A 14,652-nucleotide genomic window follows, 5' to 3' on the forward strand; every position below is an offset into this window, starting at 1 on the left:
GGAGTCCCCAATGGAATCGGAATCTTTTTTTTCCTCCGGGCAGGCACCGGATTTTTTGTTATTTTCCCTGGCTCATCTTGTCTGGATCGGGCTGTTGACCGCTATAATTCTGGGGCTATACTGGGCACGAAACATGATTCGGGAACGAAAAGGGTTGCGTTTGGCGGTAAGATACGGATTGCTGGGCATTCTTCTGGTATCGGAAGTCGGCCTCAATGCGTGGTATTGGGCGCAAGGGGTGTGGAATGTCCGTCATACCCTGCCTTTTGAGCTGTGCTCCATAACGCTGCTGCTATCGATCATTATGCTCTGGAACCGGAGTCGGGGCCTCTATGAAGTACTATTTTTTGCTGGGATCGGTGGGGCATTGCAAGCTATTCTTACGCCGAATCTGGCGTACGGCTTCCCGCATTTCCGTTTCTTCCAGTTTTTCATTGCTCATTTAGCCATCATATTGGCTTCTTTATATATGACCTGGATTGAACGATACAGGCCAACCTGGAAATCCATCGGAAAAACGATGCTGTTTCTGAACGGCCTGGCGCTGGCTATCGGACTTTTGAATTACGCCATCGGGGCGAATTATATGTTTCTGCTGCATAAACCGGATACCCCTTCCATTCTGGATATGCTGGGGCCGTATCCCTATTATTTGCTGGCCGAGGAAGGAATCGCCCTGCTTTTGTTTATAATGATGTATGTCGTTTTTTTCGTCTTTACGGATAAAGTAAAAAGCCGGAAGACCCGGAGGAACGAAAGATCCCGGAAACCGGGCGACTATATTTCTTGATAACAGCAGGAGGCCGCAGCGTATGAACGGAGTACAGGATCATCTCGATTACGGCTTATCTATCGTATTTATCGGATTCAATCCGAGCATTCGCTCGGGGGAGACGGGACACCATTACGCCAATCCCCGCAATAATTTCTGGAGGATCCTTTACCAATCCGGACTTACCCCGCGTCTGTATGAGGCCTCGGAAGACGGAGATCTCTTGCGGCTGGGTTACGGTTTTACGAATATCGTGGCCCGCCCTACCCGTGGAGCTGAAGATATCACCCGCGAAGAGTATAAACGAGGACGTCAACTATTACGTAACAAGCTCAGTCAATATCGGCCCAAGGTCGCTTGCTTTGTCGGCAAGGGCGTGTACACGGAATACAGTGGGAACTCCAAGGCGGATTGGGGATTTCAGAACGAATCCGTCGTCGACGGGGTGTTTGATTTTGTGGCGCCTTCTTCCAGCGGGCTTGTGCGGATGAGGATGGAGGAGATCGTCGGAATCTACCGGCAGCTCGGAAATTTCATTTCAGAAGAATCGTCTTAAAAATAAGAACGTGTGATCGTAAAAAATCATTGCGTTTATTCAAAAATTCTGCAATAATCTGTCTCAGAATGCTGATTCGGATGAGCGGATACACAACAAGAGCACGGCTTCATCATTCAATAGCGAATGAAATGGAGCCGCTTTTTTTGCTTTAATGCAAACGTTTGCTCGAAGGCGTGGAGAGGAGAAAATCTATGATCGAAGTGAAAAGTTTGTCGAAGCATTACACCTTAACGGAAAAGAGTCCCGGGCTGTCCGGAGCGTTCAAGAGCTTGATCGCGCCAAAACGCGTAACCAAAAAGGCGGTGGACGGCATCGGCTTTCAAATCGAGTCCGGTGAAATGGTGGGTTATATCGGCGCGAACGGAGCCGGAAAATCAACGACGATCAAAATGCTTTGCGGTATCTTGACCCCAACCGAAGGCGAAATCCTGGTAGACGGAATCGTTCCGTATAAGGATAGAAACCGGAACGCCAAGAACATCGGGGCGGTCTTCGGTCAGCGCTCGCAGCTGTTCTGGGATATCGCGGTCCGTGAATCTTATGATCTTCTGAGGCACATCTACGATATTCCGGAAGACGAATACCGGAAAACCCTGCGGATGTTTACGGAAGTACTGGAACTGGAGCCGCTTCTGGGAACGCCGGTAAGACAACTGTCTCTGGGGCAAAAAATGCGCTGCGAACTGGCGGCGGCCTTTCTGCATAATCCGGGCATCGTTTACCTCGACGAACCGACCATCGGCTTGGACGTGGCCGTCAAGTCCAAAATCCGTCAGTTCATCAAAGAGATGAACCGGATGCGTGGAACCACCGTCATTCTGACTACTCATGACATGCAGGATATTGAGGAAATTTGCTCCCGTATTATCATTATCGATGCTGGTAAAGTGCTGTATGACGGAAGTCTTCAATCGATCAAAGACCGTTACGGCGATAAGCGGGTCATTCATTTCGAGCTGGAACTCGAAGAAGAATTTAAACTGCCTCCTGATCTGGAGGGTAAGGCCGAATGGACGCCGGGAGAAACGGGAACCGTCAGTGTCGCGTTTAGCAATCATGTCATCACGGCCGCGGATGTTATCTCGGAAATGCTCCGCGTGTACCGCATCCGGGATCTGACGATCGCCGATTCCAAAATCGAGACGATCGTGCAGGATATTTATAGCCGGGGGATATAAGAATGCGCAAATATTGGGAAATGATGAAGTCGCAAATCAAGCTGGATACGGCATACACAGCCTGGTACTGGGCCGGCAGCGCATCGGTCATCTTCCGGATGCTGATCATTTATGCCTTCTGGCATGCTGTCTTTGAGAATCGAACTACTGTCGGAGATATGTCTCTGCAAGCCATGATTACATATACCATGCTCGCGACGCTGCTGAACAATTATATGTCTGGAGTGGGCTCTCAGCTGGCGAATCAGGTGAGGGACGGCAGCGTAGCCATTGAGTTGATGCGTCCCTATAATTTGCTTGATAAGCTGGTTGCTCTGGATTTGGGTTCCAAAATATCCGGAACGATCCGCGAGACGCTGCCGATGCTGCTGATCGCCTATCTGTTTCTCGGGGTAAGCGCGCCCGCTTCGTGGGAGGCCGTTCCTATGTTTCTCCTTAGCGCGCTGCTGGGGATCCTGATCGGGACCCAGCTTGATCTGATTATCGGGATTATGGCGTTTTGGCTGGATTATGTCTGGGGGCTGCGTGTGCTGAGCGGTGCGATTACGCTGTTCTTTACCGGCGCTCTGGTTCCGATCTCCATGTTTCCGGAGTGGCTGCGCGTGTTAAGCGGATTTATGCCGTTTCAATCTATGGTGTTCGTACCGGTGTCGATCTATACGGGACAGCTTTCCGGGCTGGCAGCGCTTCAGGCTTTGGGCGTGCAATTGGCCTGGCTCGTCGGCATCATTGCGGTCATGCGAACCGTCTGGTCGTTCGCGATCCGCAAGGTTACGATCTTTGGCGGGTAGTACGGCAATAGGGGAGAGGAGAATACGACATGCGGCGATACGTCCGTTTATATTGGCAGTATTTTAAGACAAGGATTAAAGTGATGATGGAGTACCGCATTGACTTTTTGATCGGCGTCGCTTCCGTTTTTTTTACGCAAGGCACATCGATTCTATTCATCGCGATTGTGTTTCGGCACATTGATACGATCCACGGCTGGACGTTTCAGCAGATGTTGTTTATTTATGCGATTGCGATGCTCGGAAGATCTCTGGAGCATACGTTCTTCGACAATCTCTGGACGCTGGGCTGGCAATACATCCGGCCGGGGAATTTTGACCGGGTATTGATCCGTCCTGTAAATCCGTTGTTCCAGGTTGTCGCGGAGCGGGTTCAGCAGGATGGAATCGGCAGCTTTATCATCGGATTGATCGTCCTGTTCACTTCGGCGCCTTCTCTTGGTCTGGAATGGGGTGCGGCAGAAATCATTATGCTGATCGTGATGATTATCTCTAGCGGGGCAATCTATATGGCGGTCAATTTGTTTTTTGCCACGTTATCGTTCTGGATGGTTGATAGTTTGCCTGTCATGTATGCGGTGCAGCAAACTAGCGATTTCGCCCGCTATCCTATGAATATTTTTGGCAAGGGGATTCGCTTTGTACTCACATTTATTATTCCGTACGGATTTACGGCCTTTTACCCGGCAGCCTGGTTCCTTGAAGATTCGGGTTACCGTCATACCGCGGTCTGGACTCCGGTTGTCGCCATCCTCAGCGTGGCTATCGCCTATTTGTTCTGGAAAAGAGGGCTCCGCTCTTTCACGGGTACCGGCAATTAATTCGAATCGAATTGTGGCTATTTAAGCTCACTTTCTGGAAACCTTTCATTTCTCTCGACTCTATTCTGGTAGTATGTTATCATGAGAGTCTGATAACGTATTAACGAACTAAAGCGTTTGGAGCTTTTGTCAAATGGATGGGGGAGAATATCAGATGAAGAGAAAGAGTGCAATTTTAATTTTGGTATTGGGTATGATGCTAATAGCCTTGGCAGGATGTTCTAGCTCCGGCAAGGACGATAATAAACTGGTGATTGGCATTGACGACAAATTCGCTCCTATGGGTTTCCGCGATGAGAACAATGAGATCGTAGGGTTTGACATTGACTACGCGAAGGCAGCGGCCGAGAAGATGGGCATGGAGGTTACTTTCCAGCCGATCGACTGGTCCGCAAAGGAGTCCGAGCTGAACAGCGGGCGGATTGACCTGATCTGGAACGGATACACGATTACCGATGAACGTAAGGGAAAAGTGTTGTTTACGAAACCCTATTTGAAAAACAGCCAAGTCATCGTTACTTTGGCCGATTCGCCAATTTCCGAGATCAGTGAACTTGCCGGTAAAGTCGTTGGCCTCCAATCGCTTTCCTCAGCGGCGGATGCATTGAATGGCAACCCGATTAAAGGCGAGATTAAGGAAGTCTCGGAATTCCCGGATAATGTTCTGGCTTTAAGCGATTTGAAGACCAAGAGGCTCGATGCGGTCGTGATCGATGAAGTCGTGGCCCGCTACTATATGTCCAAAGAGGCCGGAACCTTCAAATTGCTTGATGAGTCGCTTGCCCCTGAGGAATATGGAATCGGCGTCAAGAAGGGCAAGGAAGAGTTGCTGAACAAACTGCAGAAAGCTTTGGACGAACTGGGGCAGGATGGAACGGCGGCACAAATTTCGGAAAAATGGTTTGGCGAAGATAAGGTGCTGAAGTAGTTTACGTTACATTTGCGGATTCAAAGAACAGTAACGGGACGGATGCTTTAAAAACCGGATTGCTATCTAATCCGGTTTTTAATTTTCATAGAAGGAGCGTAATTTATGAGTCTGGAATATTTCCTGAATATTACGGGGCCGATGCTGGAAGGAGCAAGAACGACGGTCGTGCTGTTTTTTCTGGCGATCGTGACCTCCATTCCTCTCGGTTTTGTGTTCACTTTAATGGTCAAGAGCGCGGTAAAGCCGCTGGCCTGGATTGCAAACGCCTATATTTATGTCATGCGCGGAACGCCGCTGTTGCTGCAAATGCTGTTCTTTTGCTTCGGTCTGCCGGTCATTCCCGTCATCGGAGAGTATCTCGTGATGGATCGGTTTGCGGCGGCGTGCCTTGCGTTCACTTTGAATTACGCCGCCTACTTCGCCGAAATTTTCCGCGGCGGGCTGTTGGCCATCGACAAAGGTCAGTATGAAGCGGCGCAGGTGCTTGGACTCGGGCGCTGGCATACGATGACCCGGATTATTTTGCCGCAGATGTTCCGCATCGCGCTTCCGGCGGTCTCTAACGAGGCGATTACTCTGGTGAAGGATACGGCATTGTTGTACGCGGTCGCGGTTCCCGAACTGCTGCATTTCGCCCAAACCGCCGTCAACCGGGATTTCACGATTATGCCTTTTGTTGTAGCCGGCGTTATTTACTTGTTGATGACGTTAGTGTTGACTTTGTTTTTTAAACTGTTGGAGCGGAAATTCAAATTTGACTAAAGGAATAAGGATGAGTTATGGATAAAACCATTATTGAAGTTACGAATTTGCGGAAATCGTTTGGAACGCTCGAGGTGTTGAAGAATGTGTCCTTACGCGTTGCTCCAAGCGAGGTTGTCGCGGTAATCGGTCCCTCCGGTTCCGGAAAAAGCACGATGCTGCGCAGTCTGGCTCATCTCGAAGAGGTGAACGGGGGCAGCATCGTGATCGGGGACAAGGATCTGGTCCGTGACGGCGTTTATCCGTCCGGGGCGAAAATCAGGGAGATCACATCCCGGATGGGCATGGTGTTCCAGCATTTTAACCTGTTCCCGCATTTGACGGTAAGAGCCAATCTGGAGCTCGCTCCGAAGCTGGTTAAGCAGCTTCCTGCCGCGGAGATCGCCCGCAAGGCTTCCGGGCTGCTTGAGAAGGTAGGACTTCAGGATAAGGGAGAGGCGTATCCTTCCAATTTGTCCGGCGGGCAGAAGCAACGGGTAGCCATCGCCCGGGCGCTGATGATGAGCCCGGAAATCCTGCTCTTTGACGAGCCGACGTCGGCGCTCGATCCGGAACTGACCGGCGAGGTCCTGCAGGTGATGCGGCAGCTTGCCGAGGAGCGGATGACGATGGTCGTCGTAACCCATGAAATGGGCTTTGCCCGGGAGGTGGCCGATCGGGTCATGTTCATGGCGGACGGCGAGTTCATCGAATCGGGAACTCCGGAGCAACTGTTCGGCAGTCCGCAGCATGAGCGGACCAAATTATTTTTGAACCGGGTGCTGTAGCCGCAGCCCCGGTTTTTTTGTACAATGGTTCGAGGAGAATCAAACAGGATGAGGAGAGTCAATATGGAACAGCAAAGACCGCATGACAAACAAATGAACGGAATGGACGCGAAGAAGGAGTATGCCACCGCTACCGTGGTGTCCACCGCGGCCAACTTTATTATGGAACGTGACGAGGCGTTCACCCATACATACAGGACCTATGTCCGGCTTCGGGAACAAGGGAAGATTCAACTTCGTTTCTGGTTCAGCAATGCCGTTGACTCGACATGGGACAAAGGTGCAGTCGCCAAGGGCGGTCAGTTTGGCGGGAACTGGCTGATTGAGGCCGCCTTTGCGGCCGACGGAGGAACCGGACGGGACGGCAGCGTGTCCGCTCCATCCCGGGTTTCCGTTACTTTCGGAGGTAGTCTGACCCGGCTGGTACGTCCGGGGGAGACGTTCTGGAGCGATCCCGTGGAGATCGATTTGCCGCAGAATCATGATCTCGCCTTTACCTGGACGATTGCGTCGGGCTCGGGCAGATCGGTTCCTTACAACACGGAGCAGATGCTGGTGACCGCTTATGATGCCCAAGGCAAGCATGCGGACGAGGCGGAAGGGGATTCCTTCGTCCCTTCGGAGAACTTGCTGGTCATGCCTGCCTGGATCGGCTATAAGAAACAAGGAACCCGGCAACGCATGGTGTTTTTTGGCGATTCGATCACTCAAGGGGTAAGAACCGCAAAGGACGGCTATCAATATTGGGTCGCAAGAATTGCCGACGGGCTCGGCGCCGATTATGACATATGGAATATCGGATCCGGATGGGCGAGAGCCTACGACGCCTCGGGTAACGGCGCATGGTTGAATAAGGCCAAGCAGGGGGACCAGGTTCTGATCGCACTCGGCGTTAATGATATCGACATCGGCGAACGGAGTGCGGAGGAGCTGTTGGGGGACCTGTCGACGATCGTATCGCTACTCAAAGAGAACAATAGTGCGGTCGACATTATCTTGTTCACGGTTCCTCCGTTTAACTTTACCGGAGATCGGGAATCTACATGGCGCTTGGTCAATGAAACGCTGCGGACATCTCCGCCCGCCGGAGTGAGCCGGGTTTTCGATATCGCTGCCGTGTTGTCGCAGCCGGCACCGGAAGAACACCGGCTCCGGCCGGAATACATGAGTTCGGAGTTCGATCCCCATCCGAACGGCCTGGCGGGAGCAGCCGTGTCGGAAGCTTTTTTGAAGTGGTATTTGGAATAGGTTATCGCCGCTATCGCAAGTAGCGGCTTGGAAAGACGAAGAGACCGGAGGCGGAGCCTCCGGTCTCTTCGCATATCCGTTTACTTGTTCCGGTATTCCCGAGGGGACATCCCTTCCTGTTTCTTGAACACTTTGCTGAAATACTTAACATCGTTGAATCCGACCATCTCGGCTATCTGCTGCACTTTGAGGTCGGGATTCAACATCAGCACTTTGGATTTGTCGATCCGGTAGTTCGTCAGATAATCCGAGAAATTGATGCCGAATTCTTGTTTGAACTTACGGGAGACATACTCGCGACTAACATAGAAATGGCTGGCGATATCCTGCAAGGATAATTCGGACCGGTAATGATGTTCGATATAAGTAATAATCTCCCCGATCAGCCGGTTTTCCCGGGAACGTCGCCCCGAAATATCTCCGGCAAGGCGGGTCATTAAACGCTCAGCCCATTCGCGCCAGGCGGAAGGGGAGAAGGCGTAGCTGTTGGTCCGTGGCAATGCTTGGCCGGAGTCATCCAGCTCCGAATCCGTGACGGGGCTGCCGGCATCCTGCCCCAGCGCTTCGCGCAGCAAGGCTAGACGGAAAGACAGAATGTCGTTCTTCCAGGACTGAAGCATTTCGGAAGACACGTACCCGGAGCGGCACAACGCATCGATCCAATGCCGGGCTGCCGAGGCGATCTGTCCCGAATCTCCGCTCAGAATCGCTGTTTTCCATTCCTCCTGGACATTAGAGAAAGAAAGCACCGGACCTTCTCCCGCATCTTGCGGGCCGGATTTGGCACTATGGACATATAGGTCGGGCTGCAGCAAATTCCGCCGGCGGATGGCATGATCCGCCTCGGCATATTGCGCAGGCAGGCTCTGTGGAAGTGGACCGGCAGACCCGAATCCGGCATGTACCCGGCGCTGCAGGGTATGAAACAGTCCTTCGTTAATCCGTGCGATTAATTCCGGCGCACGATCAAACTGTTTCCACATGAGGATCACGATTTCCATCGGAGCTCCCCAGTATTTGAAGGCAACCCCCATTCCTTCAGGGAGGAGAAATTCATTGCATATATTGATGAGCGAGAAATGCAGTAATTCGCTGTCATTGCCGAACCTTCGCAATAATGCGGCGTCTCCGGAGTCAATCTGGACGAGCAGAAGGCGGCCCTGGTCCGCCGTATCGGGAATGACGCCTTCCGCATGCAGCCGTCTCATGGCCGATTCGGCCGAGCCGGGATCGTCTATCAGCGAGGAGAGCAGTTTTTCTCCGTATACGGGTCTGATTTCATTCAACCGGATGCTTTTTTGCTGCTGTTCCCTCCGTTCCCGTTCCTCGCTCTGCCACTGGCCAACGGCCTTGGCTACGGCCGCATTGATGGCTTCGGGCTCAATCGGTTTCAGGATATAGTCAATGCCTCCATGGCGCACCGCGCTGCGTACGAATTCAAAATCATTGTGTCCGCTGATCACGATAAATTTCAAGCTTGGAGCATGTTCGCTTACCCAGGCCATAAGTTCCATTCCATGGCCGGACGACATCATCATATCCATGATGACTATAGCGGGCTTGAAATTTTTGATAACCTCGATCGCCTCTTTGCCGCTTCCGGCTTCTTCAATTTCCTCAATGCCATGTCCCTGCCAGTCGACCAGTAACCGTACCGCCTTCCTGACTCTGGCCTCATCGTCAACGATTAATGCTCTCATGTTTCCTCCATTCCGCTCTCGTCTTGAACCTTGAATTTCAATGTGATCCGGACTCCGGCCGGTTTCAAATTAGCTACGATCATTTCAGCCTCTTCGCCGTACACCAGGCGAAGACGGGTCAGAACATTGCCCAGTCCGATCGAATGGCGCTCGCCGGTATGTGCATCTTCCCCGGGCCTCACTTGTTCCGCGCCCGACAGGCTCAAGCTGTTATGCAGGCGTTTCAATTTGTCATCCGGGATATGCGCTCCGTTGTTCTGCACGATAATCGACATGTTATTCTCATCGTCCCTCGTGGCGGTAAGGGAAATCCATCCGTCCGATCTGGAGAGGCTTATCCCGTGTTTAAAGAAATTTTCCATAATAGGCTGTAAAATCATTTTCGGCATATGAACCTGAAGAAGTGAGTCATCAATGTCATAGTGGAACGAAAACCGGTTTTCGAAGCGTTCTTTTTGCAACTCGATATAGGCTTTGACGTGCTCAAGCTCGTCTTTTAGTGTAACGTTCCCGTCGTCGTTATTCATGCTATAGCGCATCATTTTCGCCAGGGAAGAGATCAAGGTATAAATTTGCGGAACTTTCAGTTCCAACGCGAGCGTGCCGATAATCTGCAGGGTGTTGTTCAGAAAATGAGGGTTGATCTGTGCCTGCAATGCCCGGAGCTGATTGTTTTTGCTCGATAATTCCAGCTTGTATTCCCTTAGGATCAGGTTGTTGATGGTGTCCATCATATCCCGGAACCGTTCCGTCAATACGCCGATCTCGTCGTTCCCTGCGGGAGCGATATCGACTTGGAGGTTACCGGTTTGCACCTGATTCATATATAACGAAAGCCGCTTGATCGGAGATGTAATCCGGATCGAGATCAGCACGATTGCGGCGATGATGATAAGCAGGGCTAGGCCAAACAAAGCGGCATTGATTCCTGCGGCCTGATTGGCTTCGCTATGGAGGTAGGAAACAGGAATCTGCTTCACCAGCATCCAATCCGCTCCGGAGCTTTGAATCCGCTGATAAATAAAGACCGAGCCATCCTGTTCAAAGGCCCCCTGATCATGATCTGATCCCGCGGTTTGCTTGGCGAACCAGTCCGCTTTCAGCGGTTTTCCGATAAGCTGCTCATTTTCCGCATACACGGCGTTGCCCGACGAATCGATGATGTACAAATTCTCTTGGTCCCGGTCGTAAAGCTGGTCAACGATCCCGAAGAGAGCAGACAGTTTGACGTCGATCGATAAATACCCCAGCACGCGGCTGGTCGGGATTTTCTCAATCCGGCGATGCAGCGTGATCACCTGCTCGGTGGTCGCTTGCTGGATTGGTGCTGTAAGCCCGTAATGATGGCTTTCATGAGTGGTCTGGATCTGCAGCGGATTGTTCTCGGGCACCGCTGAAATCGGGTAGGGAGCCGGATCCTGCCAACGTTTGGGGGTATCCTGAGTGATAAGTGTGGACTTATTGTCTTTAACGCCGTACAGGTAGACCTGGTAAATGTCCGGTATCGCCGTGTAAATGTAGTTTAGGGAAGAATAAATCGCGATATTGGCGGAAATGTCGTCATATCCGGCGTCAAGCAATCTGTAAAATTCTGAATCCGAGTACACACTAAGAGAGACGCGGTTAACTTCCTGCAGCAGGCTGTCGATATTGCGTGAGCCTTGATAAAGCAAATTATGGCTATCTTCAATTGCACGCGTTCTAAGAGACGTCGTTGTATGAGAATAGCTGACGGTTATCGCAGCGACGGTACAAACGACAATCGGCAACAGCATAAACACGATCATTTTGGTACGAAGGTTGTTCCATGCATTCCATTTCATCAAAGCCACATCCGATCAATATTTTACACCTTAGTGATCACCTCAGTCGGTGTAAGGGGAATCAAAATAATAACATAATAACATTATAAGAGTATCTTCGACAAAGAGAGACATTAAAGGGGGGGGCCAATCATGCGTAGCAGAAAGTTATCGCAATTTGGACAACAGTTCTTTTTCGTGGGCCCGGCCTTGATCTTCTTTACCCTAGTGATGATTATTCCGTTTTTGATGGGAATGTATTATTCCTTCACCGACTGGAATGGAGTTTCGGGGGAAGTTGCATGGGTCGGCTTCGATAATTTCGCAAAAATATTTACCGGGGATCCGGATTTCTGGAAGTCGTTCTGGTTTACGGTACGGTTCACCCTTTTGGGCGTGATCCTAACGAACGTGGTCGGTTTTTTCCTGGCTTATTTCCTCACCAAGCCGTTAAAATCGCGCACCGTGCTGCGTACCGTGTTTTTCATGCCGAACGTAATCGGAGGCCTGCTGCTTGGATTTATCTGGCAGTTCATTTTCGTTAAAGGTTTCTCGACGCTCGGCGATATGACAGGGTGGTCGTTCTTCGAACTGCCGTGGCTTGGCGACGCCACAACCGGTTTCTGGGCTATCGTTATGGTATTTGTTTGGCAATATTCCGGTTATTTGATGGTCATTTATATCGCTTCTTTGAGCAACGTATCCAAAGAAGTTCTGGAAGCTGCCGAAATCGACGGAGCCAACCACTTCCAGGTGCTGCGCAGTATAATCGCTCCGCTGATCATGCCTGCGGTGACCGTCAGCTTGTTCCTCGCGATTTCCTGGTCCTTCAAGATGTTCGATCTGAACTTGTCCCTCACCAAGGGCGGGCCGTTTAAATCCACGGAATCGGTTGCTTTGAACATCTATAATGAAGCGTTCCTGAACAACCGTTATGGACTCGGTACGGCTAAAGCCTTGCTGTTCTTCGTTATCGTAGCCATCATCTCCCTGATTCAAGTTCGAATCACGAAGAGCAAGGAGGTTGAAGCTTAATGGAGACCAAATCGCGCGGCAGAAATACAGTAATCGAAATCATTATGGCTTTGGTGGCGCTCGTGTTTCTCGCCCCATTCTATTTTCTGTTTGTTAACTCGGTTAAATCGTTTGGTGAAATTTTGTCCAACGCGGCTTCTTGGCCGACCAAATTCAATTGGGAAAACTATTCGAAAGCCTGGGAATTGGCCCGGTTTTCCGAAGCTTTCCGCAACTCGCTGCTGATTACCGTAATCAGCGTCATTCTCATTACGTTATTCAGTGCGATGGCCGCTTACCGCATGGTCCGCTCGAACACCAGATTCAACCGCGTCCTGTTGATGCTGTTCGTCATGGCGATGGTCGTGCCGTTTCAGACGATCATGATTCCGGTATTGAAAGTCGTAAGCGGGCTCGGAATCAATAACAGCATCTGGGGCTTGCTCCTGACGAACCTCGGGCTCAGCTTGCCGCTCGCGGTGTTCCTGTTCCACGGTTTCGTCAAATCCGTTCCGCTCGAAATCGAAGAAGCGGCAACCGTTGACGGTTGTAATCCGATCACGGTCTTCTTCCGGATCGTACTGCCGCTGTTGAAACCGATGATGATGACAATCATCGTGCTTAACGCGCTGGCCATCTGGAATGACTATTTGCTCCCGTCGTTGATTTTGCAAAATCCATCGATGCGGACCATTCCGCTGGCGACCTATTCGTTCTTCGGGCAGTACACGAAGCAATGGGATTTGGCGCTTCCGGCGCTGGCTATCGGGATTCTTCCGATCGTCGCCTTCTATCTGTTGCTCCAGCGTTACATTGTTGAGGGAATTGCGGCAGGCTCGGTGAAAGGTTAATATCGGGCCTGGCGTTCCAAATATAAAAAAACCAGAAACAAATACTTTAAAAAAAATTAGGGGGAAAATGAAGTCATGAACAAAAAGCGTTCTATGGTCATCCTGTCCGTGCTGCTCGTCATGAGTATGCTGCTTGCGGCTTGCGGCGGCAACAACAAGACAAATACGGGCACTGCCGAAGGCGGGAATGCAGGCAAAGGCGGAGAAGTGAAAACCGTTAAGATTTTTCAATTCAAAACCGAAATCGTTGAAGGTCTGAACGAATTGAAAGTCGAATTTGAAAAAGAATACCCGAACATCAAGCTCGATATACAAACCGTCGGCGGCGGCGCAGACTATGCGGCAGCGCTGAAAACGAAATTCGCATCCGGCGATGCGCCGGACATTTTCTCGAACGGCGGTTTTGCCGAACTGGATATGTGGCAAGATAAGATCGAAGATTTGTCCGATCAACCTTGGGTTAAGGACCTTGTGCCTCTCGCGGCTGAACCGATGACGAAAGACGGCAAAGTATACGGTATGGCGATGAACCTTGAAGGTATCGGTTACGTATATAACAAAGATCTGTTTGCCAAAGCGGGCATTACCGAAACTCCAAAAACGATTACCGAACTGGAAGACGCAGCCAAGAAGCTTCAGGCTGCCGGCGTTACTCCTTTCGGCAACGCTTACCAAGAATGGTGGCTGTTGGGTAACCAAGGGATCAGCACAGCATTCTCCAGACAAGACAATGTGGACGAATTTATCAAAGGCTTAAATGAAGGAACTGCAACGATTGTAGACAACCAGCACTTCAAAGACTGGAGCAACTTGCTTAAACTTACGGTCCAATACGGTCAAAAGAATCCGCTCACCACGGACGCCAATACCCATCTGGCTTTGTTCGCTAACGGCGAGACAGCTATGATGCAAGAAGGCAACTGGGCTCAAACGCTGATCGACAACATTACGCCGGGCATGAATATCGGGATGTTCCCGATGCCGATCGACGATGACGCCGAGAAGAACGACAAGCTTACCGTCGGTATCCCTGCCAACCTGGTCGTGAACAAAGACTCCGCTTCTAAAGAAGAAGCTAAAATTTTCTTGAACTGGCTTGTAACTTCGGACATGGGTAAAGAGTATATCGTTAAGAAATGGAAGTTCATTCCTGCCCTGACTACGATTCCTGCATCTGCTGAAGATATCGGTATGTTGGGAGCCGACGTGAAGAAATATGTAGACGAAAACAAAGTTTACGGTCTGCAATCTTCCAAATTCCCTGACGGTGTAACTCAAGAATTCGCCAGCTCGATTCAAGAACTCATCGCCGATAAAACCGACGTGAACGGCTGGATGAAGAACATGCAAGCGGCTTGGGACAAGCTTAAAAAATAATTGAAAAGTAACGCGTTTTGCGATGCGATCTTAACGACAACTTAGATAATGCATCCAGAGATCGTATTCGGCTGACTGC

Annotated in this window: 14 protein-coding genes; 12 read left to right on the plus strand and 2 right to left on the minus strand. The window is 50.7% G+C overall.

Features of this window, described 5'->3' with window-relative positions:
* Window positions 1-10: 10 nt before the first annotated feature.
* From ACLB09_RS20335 to ACLB09_RS20375, 9 genes are all read left to right on the plus strand, one after another.
* Window positions 11-790, plus strand: coding sequence for a YwaF family protein (locus tag ACLB09_RS20335; protein ID WP_410771679.1), 780 nt, complete (start codon window positions 11-13; stop codon window positions 788-790).
* Between the two features lie 22 nt (window positions 791-812).
* Window positions 813-1,328, plus strand: coding sequence for a mismatch-specific DNA-glycosylase (locus ACLB09_RS20340; RefSeq protein WP_410771680.1), 516 nt, complete (start codon window positions 813-815; stop codon window positions 1,326-1,328).
* Window positions 1,329-1,522: 194 nt separating this feature from the next.
* On the plus strand, window positions 1,523-2,509 hold the full coding sequence (locus ACLB09_RS20345) for an ABC transporter ATP-binding protein (RefSeq protein ID WP_410771681.1): 987 nt from the start codon (window positions 1,523-1,525) through the stop codon (window positions 2,507-2,509).
* Between the two features lie 2 nt (window positions 2,510-2,511).
* The gene (locus ACLB09_RS20350) at window positions 2,512-3,300 is read left to right on the plus strand and encodes an ABC transporter permease (RefSeq protein WP_410771682.1); all 789 of its coding nucleotides are present in this window, start codon (window positions 2,512-2,514) and stop codon (window positions 3,298-3,300) included.
* Between the two features lie 29 nt (window positions 3,301-3,329).
* Window positions 3,330-4,121 carry an ABC transporter permease gene (locus tag ACLB09_RS20355; RefSeq protein WP_410771683.1) on the plus strand — a complete coding sequence of 264 codons (792 nt, stop codon included), beginning with the start codon at window positions 3,330-3,332 and terminating at the stop codon, window positions 4,119-4,121.
* A 154-nt stretch (window positions 4,122-4,275) separates the two neighbouring features.
* A complete protein-coding gene (locus ACLB09_RS20360; RefSeq protein WP_410771684.1) occupies window positions 4,276-5,049 on the plus strand; it encodes an amino acid ABC transporter substrate-binding protein in 774 nt (257 codons plus the stop codon).
* 105 nt (window positions 5,050-5,154) lie between these two features.
* Window positions 5,155-5,814, plus strand: a complete 660-nt coding sequence (locus tag ACLB09_RS20365) for an amino acid ABC transporter permease (protein WP_410771685.1) — start codon at window positions 5,155-5,157, stop codon at window positions 5,812-5,814.
* A 17-nt stretch (window positions 5,815-5,831) separates the two neighbouring features.
* Complete coding sequence (locus ACLB09_RS20370; protein ID WP_410771686.1) at window positions 5,832-6,581, plus strand: amino acid ABC transporter ATP-binding protein; 750 nt, start codon at window positions 5,832-5,834, stop codon at window positions 6,579-6,581.
* 63 nt (window positions 6,582-6,644) lie between these two features.
* Window positions 6,645-7,829: an SGNH/GDSL hydrolase family protein gene (locus ACLB09_RS20375; RefSeq protein ID WP_410771687.1), complete on the plus strand. Its 1,185-nt coding sequence runs from the start codon at window positions 6,645-6,647 to the stop codon at window positions 7,827-7,829.
* Between the two features lie 80 nt (window positions 7,830-7,909).
* On the opposite strand, the gene ACLB09_RS20380 is transcribed toward ACLB09_RS20375, so the two are convergent.
* Both ACLB09_RS20380 and ACLB09_RS20385 read right to left on the minus strand, forming a co-directional pair.
* Entirely contained in the window at window positions 7,910-9,529 is a 1,620-nt protein-coding gene (locus ACLB09_RS20380; protein ID WP_410771688.1) for a helix-turn-helix domain-containing protein, read from the minus strand.
* Window positions 9,526-11,352 (minus strand): cache domain-containing sensor histidine kinase, encoded by a 1,827-nt coding sequence (locus ACLB09_RS20385; protein ID WP_410771689.1) that lies wholly within the window; start codon window positions 11,350-11,352, stop codon window positions 9,526-9,528. Before ACLB09_RS20385 ends, ACLB09_RS20380 begins: the two co-directional genes overlap by 4 nt.
* A 132-nt stretch (window positions 11,353-11,484) precedes the next feature.
* Here ACLB09_RS20385 and ACLB09_RS20390 point away from each other — a divergent pair, with 132 nt between their 5' ends.
* From ACLB09_RS20390 to ACLB09_RS20400, 3 genes are all read left to right on the plus strand, one after another.
* Window positions 11,485-12,366: a carbohydrate ABC transporter permease gene (locus tag ACLB09_RS20390; RefSeq protein WP_410771690.1), complete on the plus strand. Its 882-nt coding sequence runs from the start codon at window positions 11,485-11,487 to the stop codon at window positions 12,364-12,366.
* Window positions 12,366-13,196, plus strand: a complete 831-nt coding sequence (locus ACLB09_RS20395; protein WP_410771691.1) for a carbohydrate ABC transporter permease — start codon at window positions 12,366-12,368, stop codon at window positions 13,194-13,196. Before ACLB09_RS20390 ends, ACLB09_RS20395 begins: the two co-directional genes overlap by 1 nt.
* 75 nt (window positions 13,197-13,271) lie before the next feature.
* Window positions 13,272-14,573, plus strand: coding sequence for an ABC transporter substrate-binding protein (locus ACLB09_RS20400; RefSeq protein ID WP_410771692.1), 1,302 nt, complete (start codon window positions 13,272-13,274; stop codon window positions 14,571-14,573).
* Window positions 14,574-14,652 lie beyond the last annotated feature (79 nt).

The organism is Fontibacillus forbon, from assembly GCF_046559655.1.
Lineage (GTDB): Bacteria > Bacillota > Bacilli > Paenibacillales > Paenibacillaceae > Fontibacillus.